At 70.7% G+C, this 20196-nt stretch carries 17 protein-coding genes and 1 pseudogene; 12 read left to right on the plus strand and 6 right to left on the minus strand.

What is annotated here, in order from left to right:
• Positions 1-67 precede the first annotated feature (67 nt).
• From J7656_RS13320 to J7656_RS13345, 6 genes are all read left to right on the plus strand, one after another.
• A complete protein-coding gene (locus J7656_RS13320) occupies positions 68-1012 on the plus strand; it encodes a DUF4129 domain-containing protein (RefSeq protein ID WP_026046165.1) in 945 nt (314 codons plus the stop codon).
• Between the two features lie 67 nt (positions 1013-1079).
• Positions 1080-1631, plus strand: a complete 552-nt coding sequence (locus tag J7656_RS13325) for a DUF7269 family protein (RefSeq protein WP_017342420.1) — start codon at positions 1080-1082, stop codon at positions 1629-1631.
• Entirely contained in the window at positions 1628-3166 is a 1539-nt protein-coding gene (locus tag J7656_RS13330) for a DUF58 domain-containing protein (protein ID WP_017342419.1), read from the plus strand. The genes J7656_RS13325 and J7656_RS13330 overlap by 4 nt, the downstream gene beginning before the upstream one ends.
• A complete protein-coding gene (locus J7656_RS13335) occupies positions 3106-3714 on the plus strand; it encodes a DUF7519 family protein (RefSeq protein WP_026046164.1) in 609 nt (202 codons plus the stop codon). The genes J7656_RS13330 and J7656_RS13335 overlap by 61 nt, the downstream gene beginning before the upstream one ends.
• A 123-nt stretch (positions 3715-3837) precedes the next feature.
• A complete protein-coding gene (locus J7656_RS13340) occupies positions 3838-4533 on the plus strand; it encodes a phosphoribosyltransferase (protein ID WP_211553548.1) in 696 nt (231 codons plus the stop codon).
• Positions 4534-4545: 12 nt separating this feature from the next.
• A complete protein-coding gene (locus J7656_RS13345) occupies positions 4546-5220 on the plus strand; it encodes an HD domain-containing protein (protein ID WP_211553549.1) in 675 nt (224 codons plus the stop codon).
• Positions 5221-5222: 2 nt separating this feature from the next.
• On the opposite strand, the gene J7656_RS13350 is transcribed toward J7656_RS13345, so the two are convergent.
• From J7656_RS13350 to J7656_RS13360, 3 genes are all read right to left on the minus strand, one after another.
• Positions 5223-6032: a nucleoside phosphorylase gene (locus tag J7656_RS13350; protein WP_017342415.1), complete on the minus strand. Its 810-nt coding sequence runs from the start codon at positions 6030-6032 to the stop codon at positions 5223-5225.
• Between the two features lie 38 nt (positions 6033-6070).
• On the minus strand, positions 6071-6676 hold the full coding sequence (locus J7656_RS13355) for a class I SAM-dependent methyltransferase (protein ID WP_211553550.1): 606 nt from the start codon (positions 6674-6676) through the stop codon (positions 6071-6073).
• 103 nt (positions 6677-6779) lie between these two features.
• Complete coding sequence (locus J7656_RS13360; protein ID WP_017342413.1) at positions 6780-7514, minus strand: helix-turn-helix domain-containing protein; 735 nt, start codon at positions 7512-7514, stop codon at positions 6780-6782.
• 87 nt (positions 7515-7601) lie between these two features.
• Between J7656_RS13360 and J7656_RS13365 the strand changes: the two are divergent.
• From J7656_RS13365 to J7656_RS13375, 3 genes and pseudogenes are all read left to right on the plus strand, one after another.
• Positions 7602-8713: pseudogene (locus J7656_RS13365) on the plus strand (MBL fold metallo-hydrolase).
• A 3-nt stretch (positions 8714-8716) separates the two neighbouring features.
• On the plus strand, positions 8717-10006 hold the full coding sequence (locus J7656_RS13370; protein ID WP_017342411.1) for an MFS transporter: 1290 nt from the start codon (positions 8717-8719) through the stop codon (positions 10004-10006).
• Positions 10007-10157: 151 nt separating this feature from the next.
• Positions 10158-11561, plus strand: a complete 1404-nt coding sequence (locus J7656_RS13375; RefSeq protein ID WP_211553551.1) for an FAD-dependent oxidoreductase — start codon at positions 10158-10160, stop codon at positions 11559-11561.
• A 48-nt stretch (positions 11562-11609) separates the two neighbouring features.
• Here the strand turns inward: J7656_RS13375 and J7656_RS13380 are convergent, their stop codons facing one another.
• Positions 11610-13034 carry an HD domain-containing protein gene (locus J7656_RS13380; RefSeq protein ID WP_211553552.1) on the minus strand — a complete coding sequence of 475 codons (1425 nt, stop codon included), beginning with the start codon at positions 13032-13034 and terminating at the stop codon, positions 11610-11612.
• Positions 13035-13161: 127 nt separating this feature from the next.
• Here J7656_RS13380 and J7656_RS13385 point away from each other — a divergent pair, with 127 nt between their 5' ends.
• From J7656_RS13385 to mtnP, 3 genes are all read left to right on the plus strand, one after another.
• A complete protein-coding gene (locus J7656_RS13385; protein WP_017342408.1) occupies positions 13162-13353 on the plus strand; it encodes a hypothetical protein in 192 nt (63 codons plus the stop codon).
• Positions 13350-14348 carry a YeiH family protein gene (locus J7656_RS13390; protein ID WP_211553554.1) on the plus strand — a complete coding sequence of 333 codons (999 nt, stop codon included), beginning with the start codon at positions 13350-13352 and terminating at the stop codon, positions 14346-14348. The genes J7656_RS13385 and J7656_RS13390 overlap by 4 nt, the downstream gene beginning before the upstream one ends.
• A 65-nt stretch (positions 14349-14413) precedes the next feature.
• Complete coding sequence (gene mtnP / locus J7656_RS13395; RefSeq protein ID WP_017342406.1) at positions 14414-15280, plus strand: S-methyl-5'-thioadenosine phosphorylase; 867 nt, start codon at positions 14414-14416, stop codon at positions 15278-15280.
• 346 nt (positions 15281-15626) lie between these two features.
• Here the strand turns inward: mtnP and J7656_RS13400 are convergent, their stop codons facing one another.
• Positions 15627-16613, minus strand: coding sequence for a segregation and condensation protein A (locus tag J7656_RS13400; RefSeq protein ID WP_211553555.1), 987 nt, complete (start codon positions 16611-16613; stop codon positions 15627-15629).
• Complete coding sequence (gene smc, locus J7656_RS13405) at positions 16606-20190, minus strand: chromosome segregation protein SMC (protein WP_211553556.1); 3585 nt, start codon at positions 20188-20190, stop codon at positions 16606-16608. Before smc ends, J7656_RS13400 begins: the two co-directional genes overlap by 8 nt.
• Positions 20191-20196 lie beyond the last annotated feature (6 nt).

Consider the following 20196-nt stretch of genomic DNA (forward strand, 5'->3'; position numbering starts at 1 on the left):
CCCCTCGACGCGGCGCCGGGACCGCCCTCGCCGAAAGCTATTCCCGGCGGCCGGCGTATTCGGGGACGTGAAGCGGGACGCCATGGTCGCCGTCGCGGTCGCCCTCCTCGCCCTCGTCGCGCTCGGCGTCGCAGCGGCGACGCTGGACACCGCCGTCGACACGGGCAGCGGCGGGTTCGGCGGGGGCGGCGGCGACGCCCCGAGCGTCGGATCGGACACCGGAGACCCCGGAGTGCTCTCCCCGACGGGCGAGGCCGGCGAGTTCTCCGCGTCGGGGCTCTGTTTCCCGTCTCTGCGGGAGCCGCCGGCCGTGTTCGCGCTGCTCGTCGGACTGGCGCTGATGGCGGGGATCACCTATCGCGACACGGCGTCGGCGTTCGCGAGCGTCGCCGTCGCCGGCGTGATGGGCGCCCCGATCGCGGTCCTCTTCTGGGTGCTGTCGACGTGCCGCTCGGTGGCGCAGAGCATCTCCATCTCGCTCGGCACCGGCGGCAACGAGACGGGGATACTGCCGGGCGGCGCGGCCGGCGGGGGGTTCGGCAGCGGAGAGGGCGCGGCGTCGGCGCCGCAGATCCTGTTCGCGGTCGTCGTCGTCGCCGCGGTGATCGCGAGCGTCGCCGCGCTCCTCCTCGCCGGCGGCGACGACGAGGCGGACGGGGACGCGGGCGGTCGGCCCGACGAGGCGGACGAGGAGCCGCCGTCGCTCGACGCGATCGGCCGGACCGCCGGCGAGGCCGCCGACCGGATCGAGTCGTCGAACGCGGACAACGAGGTGTACCGGGCGTGGCGGGACATGACCGACGTGCTCGATGTCGACCGACCGGCCTCCTCGACGCCGGCGGAGTTCGCGACCGCCGCAGTCGACGCCGGCGTCGACGAGGAGCCGGTGACCGCGCTCACCGAGGTCTTCGAACGCGTGCGCTACGGCGGCGAGGACGCGACCGACGACCGCGAGCGCCGCGCCGTCGAGGCGCTGCGCCGGATCGAGGAACGGCACGGGGGCGACTCGTGAGCCGCAAACCGACCGGCGTCGCGGCCGCGGTCGAGCGCCGCGCCGAGCCCGACGGAGGTGACGCGTAGTGCGCCCGCTCGCGGTCGTCGGGGTGTTGGCGGTCGTCGTCGGCCTCCTCGCGGCGCTCGACCGCGGCATCGCGGCCGCAATCTCTCCGACCTCGGCCGTCGTCACGCTGATCGGCGTCCTCGGCGTGGTCCAGGGGGTCCGCTACGCGAACGCGCGCCGCGACCGCCGGCGACTGCTGACCGACCCCGGCGAGCCGGAGCGGCGCGCGCCGGCGGCGGTGCCCGGGTCCGACCTCGACGAGCGAATCGCGCGGGTCGCCAGCCCGGCGCCGGGCGGCTACCGCGACCGCAGGGACCTCCGCGACCGGGTCCGGGAGGTCGCGGTCGACGCCGTGGCTCGCGATCGCAACTGCTCGCCGGAGGCCGCGGCGACCGCCGTCGACGACGGGACGTGGTCGGACGACCCCGTCGCAACCGCGTTCTTCGACACGGGGACCGCGTACCCGCTCCGGGTCCGCCTGTCGGCCGGGGTCCGGGGGCGCTCGAACTACTGGTACGGCCTCCGGGCCGCGATCGACGAGATCGAGCGGGTCGAGGGGGGAGAGCCGTGAGCGATCCCGGGAACGCAGCGGTCGCGTCCGAATCGGACGCGTCGACGCTCGATGAGGCCGAGACGGGCGAGCCGGATCAGGGCGAGGGAGGCGAACCGGATCGGGACGAGGGAGGCGAACCGGATCGGGACGAGGGAGGCGAACCGAACGCGGACGACGCCGACGCGGCCGAAGGCGCAGGCGACGCGGCAGAAGGCGCAGGCGACGCGGCAGAAGGCGCAGACGACGCGGCCGAAGGAGCTTCCGAGACCCCGACCGATCGCGAGCGCCGGCGCGAGGTCGCGACCGACCGCTGGCTGGGGATCGCGGGCGCGGCGCTGGCGCTGGTCGGCCTCGGGGTGCTCGTCCGGCAGCCGTCGCTGGTGCTCGCCGGCGCGGTCGGCGTCGGCTACGCCGTGTACGCGCGGGCGGGCGACGCGCCGACGCCGACGCTCTCGGTGACGCGGTCCGTGAGCAACGAGGCGCCGGCCCCCGGCGACGAGGTGCGCGTGACCGTCCGCGCCGAGAACGTCGGGGAGACGGCGGTCCCGGACCTCCGCCTCGTCGACGGCGTCCCGCCCGGGTTAGCGGTCGTCGACGGCCCGGCGCGGGTCGCGACGGCGCTGCGGCCCGGGACCGCGGTGACGTTCGAGTACACCGTGCGCGCGGCGCGGGGCGACCACGAGTGGGAGCCGCTGACCGCGATCACGCGCGACGCGGCCGGGGCGCGCGAGCGCGAGACGACGCTCGACGCGCCGACCGCGATCGCCTGTACCCCCGAGCTGTCGGCAGGCGGGGATCTCCCCCTGCGCGGGCTGACGACCGTCCACCACGGGCGGGTGCCGACCGACGTGGGCGGGGCGGGCGTCGAGTTCCACGCCACCCGGGAGTATCGCCGCGGCGATCCGTTGAAGCGGATCGACTGGAACCGGCGGGCCCGGACGGGCGAGCTGTCGACCGTCGAGCTGCGCGAGGAGCGCGCCGCCACCGTCGTGCTGCTCGTCGACGCCCGCGAGTCCGCGTACGTCGCGGCCGACCCCGACGCGGAGACGGCGGTGGAGGCGAGCGTCGCGGCCGCCGGCCAGGCGTTCTCCGCGCTCCTCGACGGCGGCGACCGCGTCGGGATCGCGGCGCTGTCGCCGCTGGACTGCTGGCTCCCGCCCGGCAGCGGGACCGTCCACGCCGCCCGCGGGCGCGAGACGCTGGCGACCGACCCGGCGCTCGCGCCGACGCCGAGCGACGAGCGGTTCTACCGGTCGCTGTGGCTCCGGCGGTTCCGGCGGCGGCTCCCGGCCGACGCGCAGGTGCTGTTTTTCACCCCCTTGGTGGACGACACTGCGGCGACGCTCGCGCGCCGGATCGACGCGCACGGTCACCTCGTGACGGTGCTCTCGCCGGACCCGACGACGACCGAGACCGCTGGCCAGCGGCTGACGACCTTCGAGCGACGCCAGCGGCTGCGGTCGCTGCGGTCGGCGGGGATCCGCGCGCTGGAGTGGGGCGACGACTCCTTCCCGGTCGCCGTCGCGGCCGCGACGAGGCGGTGGTCGCGATGAGCGGGGAAGATGCGGAGAGCAGAGCGAGCGACGGCGACGACGCGCTCGTCGACTTCCACGAGACCGACGCGCGGCCGCCGACGGTCGCGATCGTCGCGAGCCTCGCGGCCGCGGGCGTCGCGGCGACCGCCGCGCTGGTCGCGAGCCCGATCGGCGGCGCGCTGCTCGGCGCCGCCGCGCTCGGTTTCCTCGCCGGATCGCTCCGGAGCTCGACCCGGGTCCTGACGTGGGGCGCGGCGGTCGGCGTGGTCGGCCTCGCGCTGGCGGGGTACCGCGGCGCGGCCGCCGAGCCGCTGCTCGTCGCCGCCGTCGGGCTCGCGGTCGCGTGGGACGTCGCCGACCACGGCGTCGGCCTCGGCGAGCAGGTGGGTCGGGGTGCCCGCGTTCGGCGCAACGTCGCGGTCCACGCCGGGTCGAGCCTGCTCGTCGGCGCGCTCGCCGCCGGCCTCGTCTACGGCGTCTCGCTCGCGGTCGGCGGCGGCCAGCCGGTGGCCGCGCTCGCACTGCTTCTCGCGGGCGGTATCGCGCTGATCTCGGCGCTGCGGTGACGGCGTGGACGGCGAGACAGTGAGACGGCGAGGCGAGCGAGCGGCATCGATCGGGAGGGCGCGAACGCCCCGCGACGCCGGAGCTAAACCCTTATCAGCGCGCGGGTGGCAGGTACGCCCGTAATGAGCGACCTCCCGGACGACTTCGACTGCACGCTCACCAACTGGGAGTACATCTACGGGCTCTGCCGCAACGTCTCCGACGCGGTGAAGCGGGCCGACTTCGAGCCGGACGTGGTCGTCGCCTTGGCCCGCGGCGGCTGGTTCGCGGGCCGGTGCGTCTGCGACTTCCTCGGGCTCAACGACCTCACGAGCCTCAAGATGGAACACTACGTCGGCGCCGCGGAGAAGAGCGACGAACCCCAGATCCGCTACCCGATGCCCGAGGGGAGCGTGGAGGGGAAAAACGTCCTCATCATCGACGATATCGCGGACACCGGCGGCTCGATCCGCCGCGCCGAGGAGTACGTCGACGAGCGGAACGCCGCCGAGATCCGCACCGCGACACTCCAGCTGCTCGGCACCTCCGAGTTCCAGCCCGACTTCGTGGGCGAGCGGCTCGAACAGTGGACGTGGGTCGTCTACCCGTGGAACTTCCTCGAGGATATGGTCGACCTCACGGAGGGCGCGATGGAGCGCGCCGACGAGTCGGCGTTCTCGCGGGAGGACCTGCGCCACTACTTAGAGGAGTTCCACGGCATCGGCCGGATCGAGATGGAGGTCGCCCAGCCCGACCGCCTCGACGAGGTCATCGACGAGATGGTCCGGCGGGACGTCGCGGAGCCCGTCGGCGACGAGACCTGGGCGCTCGCCGAGTAGCAGGCCAGAGCGATGGCCGGGAAATCGGACGACGACGACGCCGGTGACGACGACCGCGACGCGGACGCCGACCGCGACGCGGCGCTCGACGCCGTCCTCGCCGCCTACGACCTCAAAGACGAGCGGCGCACCGGCTGGCAGCTCCGCGGCGTCGACGACCCCGAGTCCGTCGCCGCCCACTCGTGGGGGGTCGCGTACCTCGTGTTGGCGCTCGGCGAGCGGTTCCGCGAGGAGCTCCCGGGGGTCGATTTCGACCGTGCCCTTCGGCTCGCCGTCGTCCACGACGTCGCCGAGGCTGAGACCGGCGACGTGGCGGCCCGTGCCGATTCCACCGCCGAGGGAGTCGACCGCGAGGCGAAAGTCGCCGCCGAGCGCGAGGCGATGGCGGACCTCGCCGGCCCGCTCCCCGAGCGCGTGCGAGACGCGTGGGAGGCGTACGAGGCCCGCGACTCGCCGGAGGCGGTCCTCATCAAGGAGTGCGACCTGCTCGACACCTGCCTCCAAGCCCTGATGTACGAGCAGGACGACCGGTACGACCCGGAGCGGGGCGAGCCCGACGCGTTCCGCGAGTACGACGACTTAGACGAGTTCTTCGCGACGACCGAGCCCCGGCTCCGGACCGAGGCCGGGAGGGAACTGTTCGCGGAGGTCCGCGAGCGGTACCGGGCCGCGCGGGACGGGGCGTAAGCTTAGTTCGACGCCCGCCACGCCGCCGCGGCCGCCTCGATCACTTCCAGCGCGTCGCGGGTGCCGTCCGCGTCCCCCTTCTCGAAGTCCTCCTCGGTCTGCCCCATCTGGTTCGTCACGTGCGCGAAGCAGACGACCGGCCGGTCCCGGACGGCCGCGAACGCGTACAGCGCCGCCGCCTCCATCTCGACCGCGAGGATCCCCTCGGACCGGGCCCGTTCGATCGCGGTCTCCGTCTCGCGGAAGGGCGCGTCGGTCGTCCACGTCGCGCCCGCGTACACCGGACGTGACACCGATTCGCACGCGTCTTCGACCGAGGCGCGGAGGTTGTCGTCGAGCACCGCGTACCGACCCGCCGACCGGTAGTGGTGGCTCGTCCCCTCGTCGCGGAGCGCGCGTTCGATGAGCACGAAGTACGGCGGGTCGTCTTTCGGCACGATCCGCCCCGACGAGGTCACGCTCACGAGGAACTCGCAGCCGGCAGCGAACAGCTGCTCCGCGACGAGGACGGCGAACGACGCCCCCACCGCGCAGCCCACGATCCCGAACTCCTCGCCGTCTCGTTCGAACCGATAGAGGTCCGTGTGGTAGCCGGGCCACGTCTCGTCTTTCCGCGCCGCGCCGGTGGCCGCCAGCTGGCGGACGACGTCCCCGTCCGGGTCGAGCACGCAGACGTCCGGGACCGAACGCTCCGGGAGGTCCTTCTGCCGCCGGGCGTTCTTCAGGAGGGCATCCGGATCGAAAACGGACGGCTCGTCGAACGCCTTCGCCTCGAAGAGCGGCGACGCGTCCGAGTCGGACGGGTCGGTCATGTCCCGGCGTTCGCGGAACCGAGGAAAGGGTGTTGCGGTCAGTCGACCGGCTCGCCGACGACCCCCGCGATCGCCGCGGTCTCCGGGTCGCTGCTCTCGAAGACCTCCTCGCCGGAGATCCCCAGAAAGTACTCCCGCTCGCCGTCGACGCGTTCCAGTATCCGCTCCGTCAGGGCCGCCGAGTCGCGGTGGACCATCCGCCGGAAGTACGAGCCCTCCCGCCGCAGGTTCGACCGGACGTACTCGGAGCGGGTATTCAACACGAGCGCGACGAGGGTCCCGTCCGACGCGAGGACGCGGGTCGCCTCGCTCAGCGCCGCCTCGGCGTCCGGGAGGAACTCGAGCGTCGAGACGAAGACGACGGCGTCGACCGACCCGGTCGCGACCGGCAGCGCGGTCGCGTCACCGAGGACGAACGGCGCGTCGACCCGGTCCCGCGCCGTCTGGACCATCGCCGCCGACAGGTCGAGTCCGGTCATATCGCGGTCGGGGACGCGCTCCTCGAGCGACCCGATGCCGCACCCGACGTCCAGCGCCCGGTCGTCCGCGGCGACGTGTCGGCGCACGTACGCCGCCTCGCGGTCCATGACTGCGCTCCCGAACTCGCTGTCGCAGAACCGGACGAAGCTCTCGGCGTCGCTCACGGCGCGGCCCCCTCGGAGACGCGCGTTCGTCGACGTTCGACGCGCCGAGCGGTCGCGAGACCGCGCTCCGGTGTGGCTCTCGTAGTCATCGGTCTAAGGCGGACTAATCGGCGGCACGTTCGGCCCGTCGCGTCGCCTCCACCTCCAGCGGGTCGCCCGTCGACGTCGCGGTGACCAGTCGCAGGTACTGTCCCGCGCTCGTGAGCAACTTGTTCTCCGCCTTCCGGAGGTGTTCCTCGTACGTCGAGCGAGCGACCGCCGTCTGGTCGGCGAGTTCCCGCAGCGAGGTCTTCCGCGGCTGGGTGTAGTAGCCGCGCTCCAAGGCCAACTGGAGCGCCGCCAGCTGTCGGTCGGTGAGGTCCTCGAACAACTGGTTCGCCGGCGCCAGCATACTGTGCGGGACCTGGGTCTCCGAGATCTCGGTCTTCGAGAGCAGTTCGATCTCCCTGTCGGCGCGCAGGTCGCCGAGCAGCTCCCGGATGTCGGCGTCGTCGAACGCGACCACCGTGTAATGCTCCCAGCCCTGCCGGTAGATGGTCGGCGACTGATACAGGCAGTTGTGCTGCTCGAAGCGGTCGATGACGGACGCCTCGAGCGAACAGAGACAGGACTGCGTGACGACGTGGTACCCGTCGTCGTCCGCGGACTCGTGGAGGACGGTTCCGAGCCGATCGATGTCGTCGAGCAGCGCGTCCGTCGGCGTCGTCTCCGCGGTGATCTCGAGCACCTGACAGTCGCTCAGCGGCCACTCGCGGATGGTGAGATCCGGATGTCGCTCGGAGATCTCGCGGTACGGACACTCGTGTTTCACTCGGATCGAGGCCTCGTACAGGCTCATACGGGATCTTCGGACTGGCGCGAATTAACGGTGCCGGTCATGTCCGGCAGCGGCCGTATCCCCTTCTCCCCGCTATACCGGTGTACGATGCAGGAGCTATCGCCGGACGCGCTCAGCGAACAGCTGCGAGACGACGAGAAGGGCCCGCTCGTCCTCGACGTCCGCCACGAGGCGGAGTTCGAGGACTGGCACATCCCGGGCAGCGTCAACGTCGACGTGTACGACGAACTGACCGACGACCCCGACAGCGCCAAGCCGGCCCTCTCCGATCTCCCCGACGACGCCGAGATCGTGACCGTCTGCGCCGCGGGGGTCGTCTCGCAGACGGCGACGGAGGTCCTCCGCGAACTGGGCTACGACGCCGTGACGCTCGCGGACGGGATGAACGGCTGGAGCCGCGTCCATCGGCACGCGGAGGTCCCGGTCGACCTCGACGGCACGCTCATTCAGGTCGCGCGTCCGGGGAAGGGGTGTCTCTCGCACGTCCTTGTCTCGGAGGGCGAGGCCGCCGTCTTCGACCCGTCGCACTACCGCGGCGAGTACGAGGCGGTCCTCGACGAGTACGACGCCGACCCGGTCGGCGTCTTCGACACGCACGCCCACGCCGACCACGTCTCCGGCGCGGCGGAGCTCGCCGACCGCTACGGCGTCCCCTACTACCTCCATCCGAAGGACGCGCTCGCGGTCGACGCGACGCCGATCGAGGACGGGCAGATCGTGGCCGTCGGCGGGCTCGACGTCGAGGTCGTCCACACGCCCGGACACAGCGAGGGGAGCGTCTCGTTCGACGTCGACGGCGCGGCGCTACTCACCGGCGACACCCTCTTCCACGAGAGCGTCGGCCGCGTCGAGCTCGGCGTCGAGGCCGGGATCGAGGACGCCGACGTGGAGGGGAACGCCGCGACGCTGTACGAGAGCCTCCGGCGGCTGCTGGACCGGCCGGACGACGCGGTCGTGCTCCCGGCGCACGACCCCGGCTCGCCCGAGCCGCCGGTGACCGCGACGCTCGGCGAAGTGAAGCGCCGGAACGCGGACCTCGACCGCGACCGCGAGTCCTTCGTCGCGGCGCTCGCGTCGGACGTCCCGGACCACCCCCGAACTTCGAGCGCGTCAAGCGCACGAACGTGGGGCGGGAGTCGGTTCCGGCGGACGAGCTGGCCGAGCTGGAGCTGGGGCCGAACAACTGCGCGGCCGAGTAACCGATGAGCGCGACGACCGACGTCAAACAGGGAATCCGCGAACACCTCGGCCAGTTCTCGCTCCACGTCCTGCTGGTGTTCGCCACCGGCCTGACCATCGGGTCCGAGCGCACCGTCGTCCCCGCGCTGGGGGAGGACGTGCTCGGCGTCGAGTCGTTCCTCGTGATCGGCTCGTTCGTCGTCTCCTTCGGGGTCGTGAAGTCGATCCTCAACCTCTACGCCGGGAAGTGGGGCGAGGAGTACGGCCGCAGGCCCGTGCTCGTCGCCGGGTGGGTCACGGCGCTCCCGCTCCCGGTCATCCTCATCTTCGCCCCGAGCTGGGGCTGGATCACCGTCGGGAACGTCCTGTTGGGGATCAATCAGGCGCTGACGTGGAGCATGGCGATAAACGCCAAGATCGACCTCGCGAGCCCCGACGAGCGCGGCCTCGCGGTCGGCATCGACGAGTCGTTCGGCTACACCGGCGTGGCCGTCGGCGCCTGGATCACGGGCGTCATCGCCAGCCGGTGGAGCCTCCGACCGGAGCCGTTCTACTTCCTCGCGGTCGTCGTGGTCCTGGCGTTCCTCATCTCGGTCTTCCTGATCAGAGAGACCGTCCAGTACGCGGAGGCCGAGGGAGACGACGACGATCGCGACGCGAACCTCCCGTTCAAGGAGGTCGTAAAGCGGGCGACCTACGGCGACCGGACGCTGTTCGCGGCGGCGCAGGCGGGCCACGTCGAGAACTTCGTCGACACGCTGTTCTGGATCGCCGTCCCGCTGTACCTGCTGAACCAGGGGCTCGACATCGCGGCGGTCGGGGCCGTGGTCGGCGTCCACAGCGCGATGTACTTCCTCCAGATCGGCACCGGCGGCCTCGCGGACCGGATCGGCCGGCGACCGCCGGTCGTCGCCGGGATGTTCCTGGCCGGCGCGGGCGTCCTCGGGATGGTCCTCGTCGAGGGATACCTCGCGTGGGCCGCGCTGGCCGGCGTCTCCGGGTTCGGGATGGCGCTTTTGTACCCGAACCTGATGACCGTTCCGAGCGACGCGGCCCACCCGACATGGCGGTCGGCCGGGATGGGCGTCTACCGGATGTGGCGCGACTCGGGCTACGCCGTCGGCGCGATCCTGATCGGGCTCTCGATGGAGTTCGTCAGCGCCGAGGCGGCGTTCTACCTGACCGCCGCCCTGATGTTCCTCTCCGGGGCGGTCGTGGTCGTCTGGATGGAGGAGACGCACCCCGAGTTCGGGACCCACGAGCCGCCCGCTCCGGCGCCGGAGTCGCCGACCGAGCCGGTCGCACGGGAGTAGCCGCCGGCGGCCGCGTTCGTGACCGACGAGATGTTCGACGATCGTCGTATTACCAATAGACGTTTGTAGGCCCTCTACCCGCCAAATTCGGGCGAGGATGGTAAAAGGGTTAACGGGGGAGGTCGTCTCACCGGGTGAGCTTTCACCACGCATGTCTGACACCGATCTCGTAATCATCGGCGGGGGGATAAGCGGGGCGTCGCTTCTGTACACGGTCGCGAAGTTCACCGACGTCGACGACGTCACGCTGATCGAGAAGGAACGGGAGATCGCGGCGATCAACTCCCACCGGACGAACAACTCCCAGACGCTCCACTTCGGGGACATCGAGACGAACTACACCCTCGAAAAGGCCGAAGAGGTCAAGGAGGGCGCCGAGCTGCTCGCGGGCTACCTCGAGGGGGCGGACCCCGACCGGGAGATGCACAGCAAGCGCAGCAAGATGGTGCTGGGCGTCGGTGACGAGGAGGTCGCCAAGTTAGAGGAGCGCTACCGCGAGAACGGGTTCGGCGACCTGTTCCCGAAGCTGCGCGAGATCGGCCGCGAGGAGATCGCCGAGCTGGAGCCGAAGGTCGTCGAGGGGCGCGACCCCGGCACCGAGCTGAAGGCGCTCCAGACGCCCGACGGCTACGTCGTCGACTACGGCGCGGTCGCAGAGTCGTTCGTCGACGCCGCCCGCGAGGAAGCGGGCGTCTCCGTCCACCTCGGGACCACGGTGACGGGCGTCGACGACCGGGGCGACGGGTTCCGCGTCGACACCGACGACGGCGAGTTCGACGCCGAGGCGGTCGTCGTCGCGGCCGGCTCGCACAGCCTCCAGTTCGCCAAGGAGATGGGGTACGGCGAAGGGATGTCGCTGCTGCCGGTCGCGGGGAGCTTCTTCCTCGCTGACGACCTGCTGAACGGGAAGGTGTACACGCTCCAGATGAAGAAGCTCCCGTTCGCGGCGGTCCACGGCGACGCCGACGTCCACGACGGGAGCGTCACCCGGTTCGGGCCGACGGCGAAGCTGGTGCCCGCGCTGGAGCGCGGCCACCTCTCGACGGTGAGCGACTTCGTCGACGTGTTCGGGTTCAACCCCGACTCCGTGCTGAGCTACGTCAACATCCTCTCCGACCGGATCCTCTTCCCGTACGTCGTGCGCAACCTCGTGTACGACCTCCCGGCGGTCGGGAAGCGGGCGTTCCTCCCGAACGTCCAGAAGGTCGTGCCGAGCGTCGACGTCGACGACATCGACCGCGCGAAGGGGTACGGCGGCGTGCGCCCCCAGATCGTCGACACCGAGAACAAGGAGCTCGACATGGGCGAGGCGAAGATCGTCGAGGACGGAATCTTATTCAACATCACGCCCTCGCCGGGCGCGTCGACCGCGCTGAAGAACGCGATGACGGACGTCGGGACTGTCCTCGACTTCTTCGAGGACGACTACGAGTTCGACGAGGCCGCCTTCCGCGACGCGACCATCGAGAACTTCCCGCGGGCCGACGAGGAGTCCGACGCCGAGTCGGCTGACGCCGAAGCCGACGACCCCGTGCCCGCCGAGGCCGACGACTGATTCGGCCGACACCCGATCCGCTCTTCTGCCGATTCGTCTAACGCCGACTTACGCGCGCGCTTCCTCCGTGACCTCCCGCTCGAACGCCTCTCTAAGCACGCGGATCGCCCGACGCTTCGTCCCGTCGGGGACGAACACGAAGGGGATCGGCACGTCGAACGCGCGGTCGCCGTACAGCCCCCAGTCGGCGACCGACCGCGTCGTGCCGCCGTACGCGATGGGAATGTCCTCTAACTCGTCGGGGTCGTAGGCGGGGACGTACGAGCGGTCGATCCACACCTCGTGGACCGGCACGTCGAGGGCGCCGGCGAGGAGTCGCTCTAAGCGGTCGTCGCCGGCGGTGAGCCACGCCGTGAACTCGTCAAGGGGGTCGCCGTCCACGGGCAGGTCGTCGTCGAGGTCACCGCCGACCCGGTCGGCGAGCGCGATCCGGTGTTTCCAGCAGGTGGCGGGGAAGCGTCGCCCGCGAAAGCGGTCGTACATCGACGCGAGCGTCGAGTCGGGGTTCTCGCGGGCGGCGGTCCGGAGCCGTTCGAGCACCGCGTTGTCGTCGAGCTCGCGGTCGAGTATGCCGTCGACCGTGACGGGGCTCTCCCCGGTCTCCCGCTCGTACTCGCCCAACAGCGCCTGGAGGAGCCGGTTCGCGTACACCGACTTGTGGTGCTGGGTGACCCACATGTACAGCGCGATTCTCCCTTCGAGGTAGTTGCCGATGGTCGAGAGCGCCTTCTCCGAGAGCGCGAGCCCCGCCTCGGGGTGGGCGGTGTAGGCGTCGACCATGCGCTCGACGTCGAAGCTCAACACGCCCGCGCCCGTCATCTCGTTGTCGCGGGTGATGTAGTCCAGCCGGTCCACGTCGATGGGGGAGTGGAGCAGCTGGGCGCCGACGCCGTACTGCCACGGCTCGCCGCGCTCGTACGCGAGGCTGTAGCCGAGCACGTACGCGCACACCTCGAAGGGGTCCACGTCGAAATCGCGGAGGGCGTCGCCGTACTCCTCGACGATGATCACGCAGCCGAGCAGCTCGTGCGGGTTCGCCGAGCGGAGCGGCGCGCCGCCGACGCCGGCCGCGTCGAAGGCGTCGACCAGCCCGGTCTCCGCGACGCGCTCACGGAGAATCCCCTCGTCGAGGAACCCCTCGGAGAGGTGCGAGAAGGGCGGGTGGCCGACGTCGTGGAGCAGGCAGGCGCACTCCAGCGTGCGCTGGATCTCTTCGAGTTCGTCGACGGCGGCGTCCCGCGTGAAGTACGACTGCCGGCGGAGGCTCTCGAAGACGGTCCGCCCGAGGTGGTAGACGCCGAGCGAGTGCTCGAACCGGGTGTGGTTCGCGCCTGGGTACACGAGGTGGGTCGCCGAGAGCTGGCGGACGTACCGCAGCCGCTGGAACGGCCGCGTGTCGACGACCCCCTCGACGAGCGCGTCCGGCAGTTCGATGTAGCCGTGGACGGCGTCTTTGATCTGGGTGGTGGACATCGATTGTGGGCACCACACCCTCCCGCGTCCTGCCTCTTTCGGTCGTCAGCCGGCCGCCGTGCGCTCCCCGGAACCCGAGAACGCTCCGAGTCACACCGTATAAATGCGAGCGCGGCGAGGCACGCGTATGGTATCGGACGCCGCCGACGGCGCGGACGCGCGGCCGGACGCTCCCGACGGGACGGGCCCGCAGTCGGACGCCGGCGACGCGGCCGGGCCCTCAATCGTCGACCGCTGGACCGCGCTCGACCGCGGCTGGCAGGCGCTCGCGCTGGGACTCGGGATCGTCACCGCGCACCTCGTCGGACAGGCGCTGTGACTGGCGTGATCGAGGCGGTCCGGGCGCACCTGCCCGGTCTCGCGCTGCTCGCGGGCGGCGCGGTCGCCGCGACGCTCGTCGCGGAGGCGGTCCCCGGCCTCCAGCCGCTCGTCGTCGCCGTGGCGATCGGCGTCGGGATCGGGAACACCGTCGGGATCCCCGACGTCGCGGAGCCGGGCGTCGGCGTCGACAAGCTGTTCTTGGAGACCGGGATCGTCCTGCTCGGCGCGGCGGTCGCGGTCGAGGAGTTCCTGACCGCCGGCCCGACCGTCCTCGGCCTCGTGGTGGCGGTCGTCGCCGGCGGGCTCCTGTTCGCGGAGGTCGTCGCGCGCGGCCTCTTCCGGATCGGGTCGCCGACCTCGTCGCTGCTCGCGGCCGGGGCGAGCATCTGCGGCGTCTCGGCGGTCGTCGCGATCGGGCGGGTTCTCGACGCGCGCGGCGCCGCGATCACGTTCGCGGCCGCGACGATCCTCCTCTTCGACGCCGTGACGCTCGTCGCGTTCCCGCTGGCGGGCGAGTGGCTCGGCCTGACGAGCCGGCAGTTCGGCGTCTGGGCGGGCGTGAGCATGTTCTCGACCGGGCCCGTCGCGGCCGCGGGGTTCGCCTACTCCCCCGAGGCGGGCCAGTGGGCGACCGTGACGAAGCTGGCGCGAAACTCGCTGCTCGGCGGCGTCGCGGTCGCGTACTCGCTGGCGTACACGGCGCGATCGGCCGCGGAACCCGGCGTCCGGCGGCTGTGGGCGGAGTTCCCGAAGTTCCTGCTCGGGTTCCTGGTCGTCGCGGCGGTCGCCAACAGCGGGCTGCTCTCGCCGGCCGCGCTGGCGTCGATCGGCCGCGTCTCCGACGCGCTGTTCGCGCTGGCGTTCGTCGGCCTCGGGCTCTCGATCCGCGTCGACGACATGCGCGCGGTGGGCGCCGCGCCGGTCGGCGCGGTGTTGGTCCACCTGCTCGCCGTGAGCGCGGTCGCGCTCGCGGCGGTGCGCTGGCTGCTGTAGGCGGGCCGACGGCGCGCCGCGATCGGGTTCATTCCTTATAAGTAGCGAGCGGGCGCACTCCGAGTATGGGAACCATCGGATTCATCGGCGGCAGCGGCATCTACGACGCGCTCCCCCTGAACGACGTGCGCGAGGTCGAGTTCGACACGCCGTACGGCGAGCCGAGCGACGCCGTGACGATCGGCGAGTTCGGCGACACCGGAAAGGAAGTCGCGTTCCTCCCGCGCCACGGCTCGGACCACGGCGTCTCGCCGACCGACCTCCCGTACCGCGCGAACATGTACGCCTTAAAAAAGGCGGGCGTCACCCACATCTTCGCGTCGAACGCGGTCGGGAGCCTGAAAGAGGAGCTGGAGCCCGGAACGCTCGTCGTCCCCGACCAGATATACGACCGGACGAAGGGCCGCGACCTCTCCTTCTACGGCGACGGCGTCGTCGTCCACCAGCCGTTCGCGGACCCGTACAGCCCCGAGCTCGTCGACCACCTCACCGAGGCCGCGGAGTCGGCCGCGCCCGGCGACACGAAGGTCGTGAAGGGCGGCACCTACGTCTGCATCGAGGGCCCGCAGTACTCGACGCGCGCGGAGTCGGAGTTTTATAAGAGCCAAGGCTGGGACCTCGTCGGGATGACCGCGATTCCGGAGGCGAAGTTGGCCCGCGAGGCCGAGATCGCGTACGCGACGATCGCCGGCGTCACCGACTACGACGTCTGGAAGGCGGACAGCGAGGTGACGCTCGAAGAGGTGCTCGAAAACGCCGAGAAGAACCAGACGGCGATCAAGGCCGCCGTCGAGGCGGCCGTGCGGACGCTCCCCGAGGACTTAGAGTGCGACGCGCACACGTCGCTCGAAGGCACTGTCAACACGCCGACCGAGGCGATTCCGGAAGAAACGCAGGAGCGCGTCGAGCCGCTTCTCGGCGATTACTTATAAATAAACGAGGCGATGCGGTGGCGCGTGCCTGCGAGGCCGCTTCGCGGCCGAGCAGCACGCGCGAGGGAGTCGGCTGACCGGAGCGAAGCGGAGGGAGGCCGACGAGGCTGGGGAGGTGTGAGGTGCGGGGCGGTCGCTGTCGGGCGGGGCTCAAAGGGGCAGTCGCGAGGACGCCGTAGGCGACGTAAGCACCGCAGGGAGCGAGTGAAACGAGCGACTGAGGAGCGCAGCGAGCGTACGGCGTCCTCGCGACTGGGGCTTTGGAGGTGTTCGCCGTCGATCCGCTGCCAGTTATTTATAAGCGAGCGGCTGGGGCTTTGGAGACAGCTATCCTCTCAAACGCGTATCAGTCCGCGATCGCTTCCGACTCGCCGGTCATCGCGGTCGGGTCCTTCACCCACAGGTCGCCGAACAGGTCGTCCTGTTGGAGCCGGACCGAGCCGCGATGGGCCATGAACAGCAGCGCGAGGTAGGTCATGAACGGGCGGCCGCCCGCGGTCTCGATCTCGGCGAACAGCACCTCCGTGCGGCCGCGGTCGAAGTGCGTCCGGAGGGCGTTGTCGATCTCCACGATCACCTCCTCGATGTCCTCGTCGTGGGTGCGGTCGGTCGCCTCGCCCGCGGTCGGCTCTCCGTCCTGCCGGAACTCGTCGTCCGCGTGGTAGTCGAGCGTCTGCGTGCCGCGGGCGTGGCCGTGCGGCGACTCCGAGGTGTCGTACTCGCGGGAGTCCTTCCACCACGAGCCGCGCTCGGCCTCGCGCAGCTCGCGGACCAGCTCGTCGAGCGTCTCCGGCGAGCCGCGGGTGTTCTTGCGGTCGAGCCGACGGTCGATCTCGTCTTCCAGCTCGTCGACCGGGTCGAAGTCGCCGTCGGCCGGGTCGGGCGCACCGCCCTCCATCGCCACCTCCCACGGCTCCGGCTCGGGCTCCTCCTCTTCGTCGTCGTCCGCCAGCATGCCGTCGCTTTTCATCCGGAGCAGGACGCTGGCGTAGAACAGCGCCCGCCCGGTCGTCCGGAGGTCCGTCTCGTCGAGCTTCTCCAAGAACGCGTCCGTCACCTGGACGATGTCGATGTCCCACGGCTCGATCTCGCCCTCCTCGGCGAGCTGGACGAGGAGCTCGACGGGCTCGACCTCGTCCTCGTCGGTCTCGTTCGGGGGCGAGACGTCGGGCACCGGGTCGGAGTCAGCCGCCGCCGACTCGGATCCGTCGGTCGAGTCGGCCCCGCCGTCGTCCGGAGCGTCCTCGGCGAACGGGTCCGCGCCGTCGCGCTCGCTCGTCAGGTCGAGGTCGGGGACGCCGCCGTCGGGGGCTCCGTCGCCGTCCTCAGTCATCCGCGGTCACCTCCTCCTCGTCGGCGTCGTCGCCGAACTGCATGCCGGTCACCGCCGAGAGGTTGTCGCCCTGCATCGTGACGCCGATGGCGCGGTCGGAGCGCTCCAGCAGCGCCGAGCGGTGGCCGACGACGACGAACTGAGCCTCCTCGGCTAACTCCTCGATCATCTCGCCGACGCGCTCGGCGTTGACCGCGTCGAGGAACGCGTCGATCTCGTCGAGCGCGTAGAACGGCGCCGGGTTGTGGCGCTGGACGGCGAAGATGAAGGAGAGGGCGGTGAGCGACTTCTCGCCGCCGCTCATCGCGTCGAGGCGCTGGACCGGCTTGTCCGCGGGCTGGGCCTTCATCGTCAATCCCTCCTCGAAGGGGTCCTCGGGGTTCTCCAAGACGAGTTCACCGGATCCCGCCGAGAGGCGCGCGAAGATGTCCTCGAAGTGGTCGTTGATCGACTCGAACGTCTCCATGAACGTCTCCTTCTTCGCCGCCTCGTACCCCTCGATGCGCTCCTCGATGGCGTCGCGCTCCTCGACGAGCACGTCGCGGCGCTCTTGGAGCTCGTCGAGCGCCTCCTGGACCTCCTCGTACTCGTCGATGGCGAGCATGTTCACCGGTTCGAGCGCCTCCATCTCCGATTCGAGCGCCTCGATCCGCGACTCCACCTCGTCGAGGTCGGGGATCTCGTCGGCGTCGTAGGCGCCGACCTGCGACTCCAGCTCGTCGATCTCCCACTCCAGCCGGTCGCGGCGGTCGGTGAGGTCCGAGAGGTCCGACTCGGCCTCCGAGACGAGCGACCGCTGCTCGTCGCGCTTCCGGGTCGCCTCGCGGATCTCCTCGCGGAGCTCCTCGCGTTGCTCTTTCAGCTCCGTGAGCTCTTCCTCGAGATCGGCGATCGCCTCCTTCTTCTCGGCGAGTTCCGCCTCCTTCTCCTCGATCGCGGCTTCGTGCTCGGCGATCGCCTCCTCGGCCTCCGCCTTCGCGTTCTGCGCCTCCTCGACGTCGTCGTGGAGGTCGTCGAGCGCGTCCTCGGCGTACCCCTTCTCCAACTCCAGCTCGTTGATCCGGCTGTCGAACGAGTCCATCCGCTCTTCGAGGTCGCCGATCTCAGACCGGATCTCGTCGGCGCGCTCGGAGAGCTCCGGGATCTTCGAGTCGGCCAACTCGGCTTCGATGTCGTCGATTTCGGCCGCGAGCTCGTCGATCTCCGCGTCGGTCGCCGCGATCTCCTCGTCGAGCGCCGTCATCTGCTCGTCGACGGACTCGCGTTCCGCCTCCAGCTCCTCCAGCTCGTCTTCCAGCTCCTCGATCCGGGCTTCGGCCTCCGCGAGGTCGTCCTCGGCGCGCTCGACGTCAGCCTCCAGCGACCGGACGCGCTCGGCCGCGTCGGCCTTCCGGTCGCGCGCGTCCTCGATGTCGTCGTCGAGCGCGTCGATCTCCGACTGGACCGACTGCCGCTCGTCCTCGAGGTCGGAGATCTCCGTCGCGAGCCGCTCCAGTTTGCCGCCGCCGGACTTCGTAAAGGAGTAGCGGGAGCCGCCGCCGGAGCCGCCGGTCATCGCGCCCGACTTCTCGACGAGGTCGCCGTCGAGCGTCACCATTCGGTAGTCGCCCATCAGCTCGCGCGCGGTCGACATGTCCTCGACGACGAGCGTCGAGCCGAGGACGTACGAGAAGATCGACTCGTACTCGGCGTCGTACTCGACGAGGTTGCGCGCGAAGTCGACCACGCCCGGCAGCGAGGGCTTCCGCGGCAGGCTCCGGTCGTCCATCTTCGTGATGGGGAGGAACGTCGCCCGGCCCGCGTTGCGCTGTTTCAGGTAGTCGATACAGGTCGAGCCGACGCCGTCGTCGTCGACGACGACGTTCGCCAGCCGGCCGCCCGCGGCGGTCTCGCAGGCCTCGGCGTACTCGGCCTCAACCGAGCCCAGCTCGCCGACCGCGCCGTGGACGCCGTCGATACCGCCGTTCTTCACCTCGGTGACCGCGCGGGGCCAGGAGGCGTCGCCGCGCTCGTCGGCCGCCGCCTCCAGCTTGGCGTACTCGTTCTGCTTCTCGCGGAGCGTCGACTCGATCTCCTCTAAGCGCTCCTCCTTCTCGGCCTTCTCCGCGAACAGGTCGGCGACCGCGTCCTCGATGGTCGCCTGGTTCTTCTCCGCCTTGTCGAGCTCGCTTTTCAGCTCGGAGATGCGCGCCTTGTGTTCCGGGAGCGACTCGCGGGCCTCCTCTAACTCCTCGCGGGCCTCGCTCACGGCGTTCGAGCGGCGGCGGGCCTCGTCGAGCAGCCGGTCCTTCTCGCGTTGCGTCTCGTTTTTCTCCTCGCGGAGCGCCTCGATCGCCTCCTTCTTCTCCGCGAGGTCGCTTTTCAGCTCGTCGAACTCCGTGTCCGCGCCCTCGATCTCGGCCTCGACATCGGCCAGCTCGGAGCGCTTCGTCGCCAGCTCCGACTTCACCGACGCCTTCTCCACTTTCGTCTCGCGGATCTCGGCCTCCAGCTCCTCGACCTTCTCCTCTTTGCGATCGATCTGGACGAACGCCTGCCGCCGGTCGTTCTCGGCCGATTCGGCGCGCGACTCGGCGGACTCAATTTTGTCCTCTAACCGCGAGACCTCGCCTTTGATCTCCTCTATCTCCGAGCGGATCTGGATCTGTTCCTCCTCGCCTTTCGTCTCGATCTCGTGGTTGAGGTCCGCTAAGTCCTCCTCCAAGCGAGTGAGCTTCCCCTGTCTGGCGTCGAGCTCCTCGCGGAGCGATTCGAGGTCCGCCTCGGCCTCGTCGATGTCGCCCTCGACGTCCGCGAGTGCGTCGCGCTTCTCCTCTAACTCGGAGGCCTTCCGGAACCCGCGGTACTCCTCGAGCTCGTCGCGGAGCTCCTGGTACTCGAGGGCGGTCTCGCGCTCGTCGGCGAGCTGGTCGAGGCGGTCCTGCTTCTCGCCGATGCGGAGGTCGGCCTCGCCGATCCGGTCTTCGACCGTGTCGAGCTCCTCGTAGGCGGCCTCCTTCTTCTCGTCGAACTCCGCGACGCCCGCGATCTCGTCGATGATCCCCCGCCGCTGGTAGGGGGTCATGTTGATGATCTCGGTGACGTCGCCCTGCATCACCACGTTGTACCCCTCCGGCGTGACGCCCGCCGCCGCGAGCAGGTCCTGGACGTCCGAGAGGTTCACCGAGCGTCCGTTGAGGTAGTAGTACGAGTAGTAGTTGTCCTCGGTCTCCTTCACGCGGCGCTTGATCGTGATCTCGGAGACGTCGCCGACGTTCTCCGTGCCGGCCGCGGAGACGACCTGCGACCGGTCGAGGGTGCCGTCCTCGTTGGAGAGTACGACCGTGACGGACGCCTCGTTCGGCCCGTCGGCGGCCTCGCCGTCGTCGTGGCCGGGGTTGTAGATGAGGTCGGTGAGCTTCTTGGCGCGGATCCCGCGGGTGCGGGCGAGCCCGAGCGCGAACAACACGCCGTCGATGATGTTCGACTTCCCGGAGCCGTTCGGGCCGGTGACGACGGTGAAGTCCTCGTAGAAGGGGATCCTCGTCGTTCGCCCGAAGCTCTTGAACCCGTCTAAGACCACTTCAGTGATGTGCATGGGGTC

Origin of the sequence: Halorubrum ruber, assembly GCF_018228765.1 — an archaeon.
In the GTDB taxonomy this organism is placed as follows: Archaea; Halobacteriota; Halobacteria; order Halobacteriales; family Haloferacaceae; genus Halorubrum; species Halorubrum ruber.

Coding starts and splice junctions, on each gene's coding strand:
- J7656_RS13345 (WP_211553549.1), top strand. CDS start 4,546: ATGGCCGGGAAATCGGACGACGACGACGCCGGTGACGACGACCGCGAC.
- J7656_RS13360 (WP_017342413.1), bottom strand. CDS start 7,514: ATGAGCCTGTACGAGGCCTCGATCCGAGTGAAACACGAGTGTCCGTAC.
- J7656_RS13400 (WP_211553555.1), bottom strand. CDS start 16,613: ATGACTGAGGACGGCGACGGAGCCCCCGACGGCGGCGTCCCCGACCTC.
- J7656_RS13370 (WP_017342411.1), top strand. CDS start 8,717: ATGAGCGCGACGACCGACGTCAAACAGGGAATCCGCGAACACCTCGGC.
- mtnP (WP_017342406.1), top strand. CDS start 14,414: ATGGGAACCATCGGATTCATCGGCGGCAGCGGCATCTACGACGCGCTC.
- J7656_RS13385 (WP_017342408.1), top strand. CDS start 13,162: ATGGTATCGGACGCCGCCGACGGCGCGGACGCGCGGCCGGACGCTCCC.
- smc (WP_211553556.1), bottom strand. CDS start 20,190: ATGCACATCACTGAAGTGGTCTTAGACGGGTTCAAGAGCTTCGGGCGA.
- J7656_RS13380 (WP_211553552.1), bottom strand. CDS start 13,034: ATGTCCACCACCCAGATCAAAGACGCCGTCCACGGCTACATCGAACTG.
- J7656_RS13350 (WP_017342415.1), bottom strand. CDS start 6,032: ATGACCGACCCGTCCGACTCGGACGCGTCGCCGCTCTTCGAGGCGAAG.
- J7656_RS13340 (WP_211553548.1), top strand. CDS start 3,838: ATGAGCGACCTCCCGGACGACTTCGACTGCACGCTCACCAACTGGGAG.
- J7656_RS13375 (WP_211553551.1), top strand. CDS start 10,158: ATGTCTGACACCGATCTCGTAATCATCGGCGGGGGGATAAGCGGGGCG.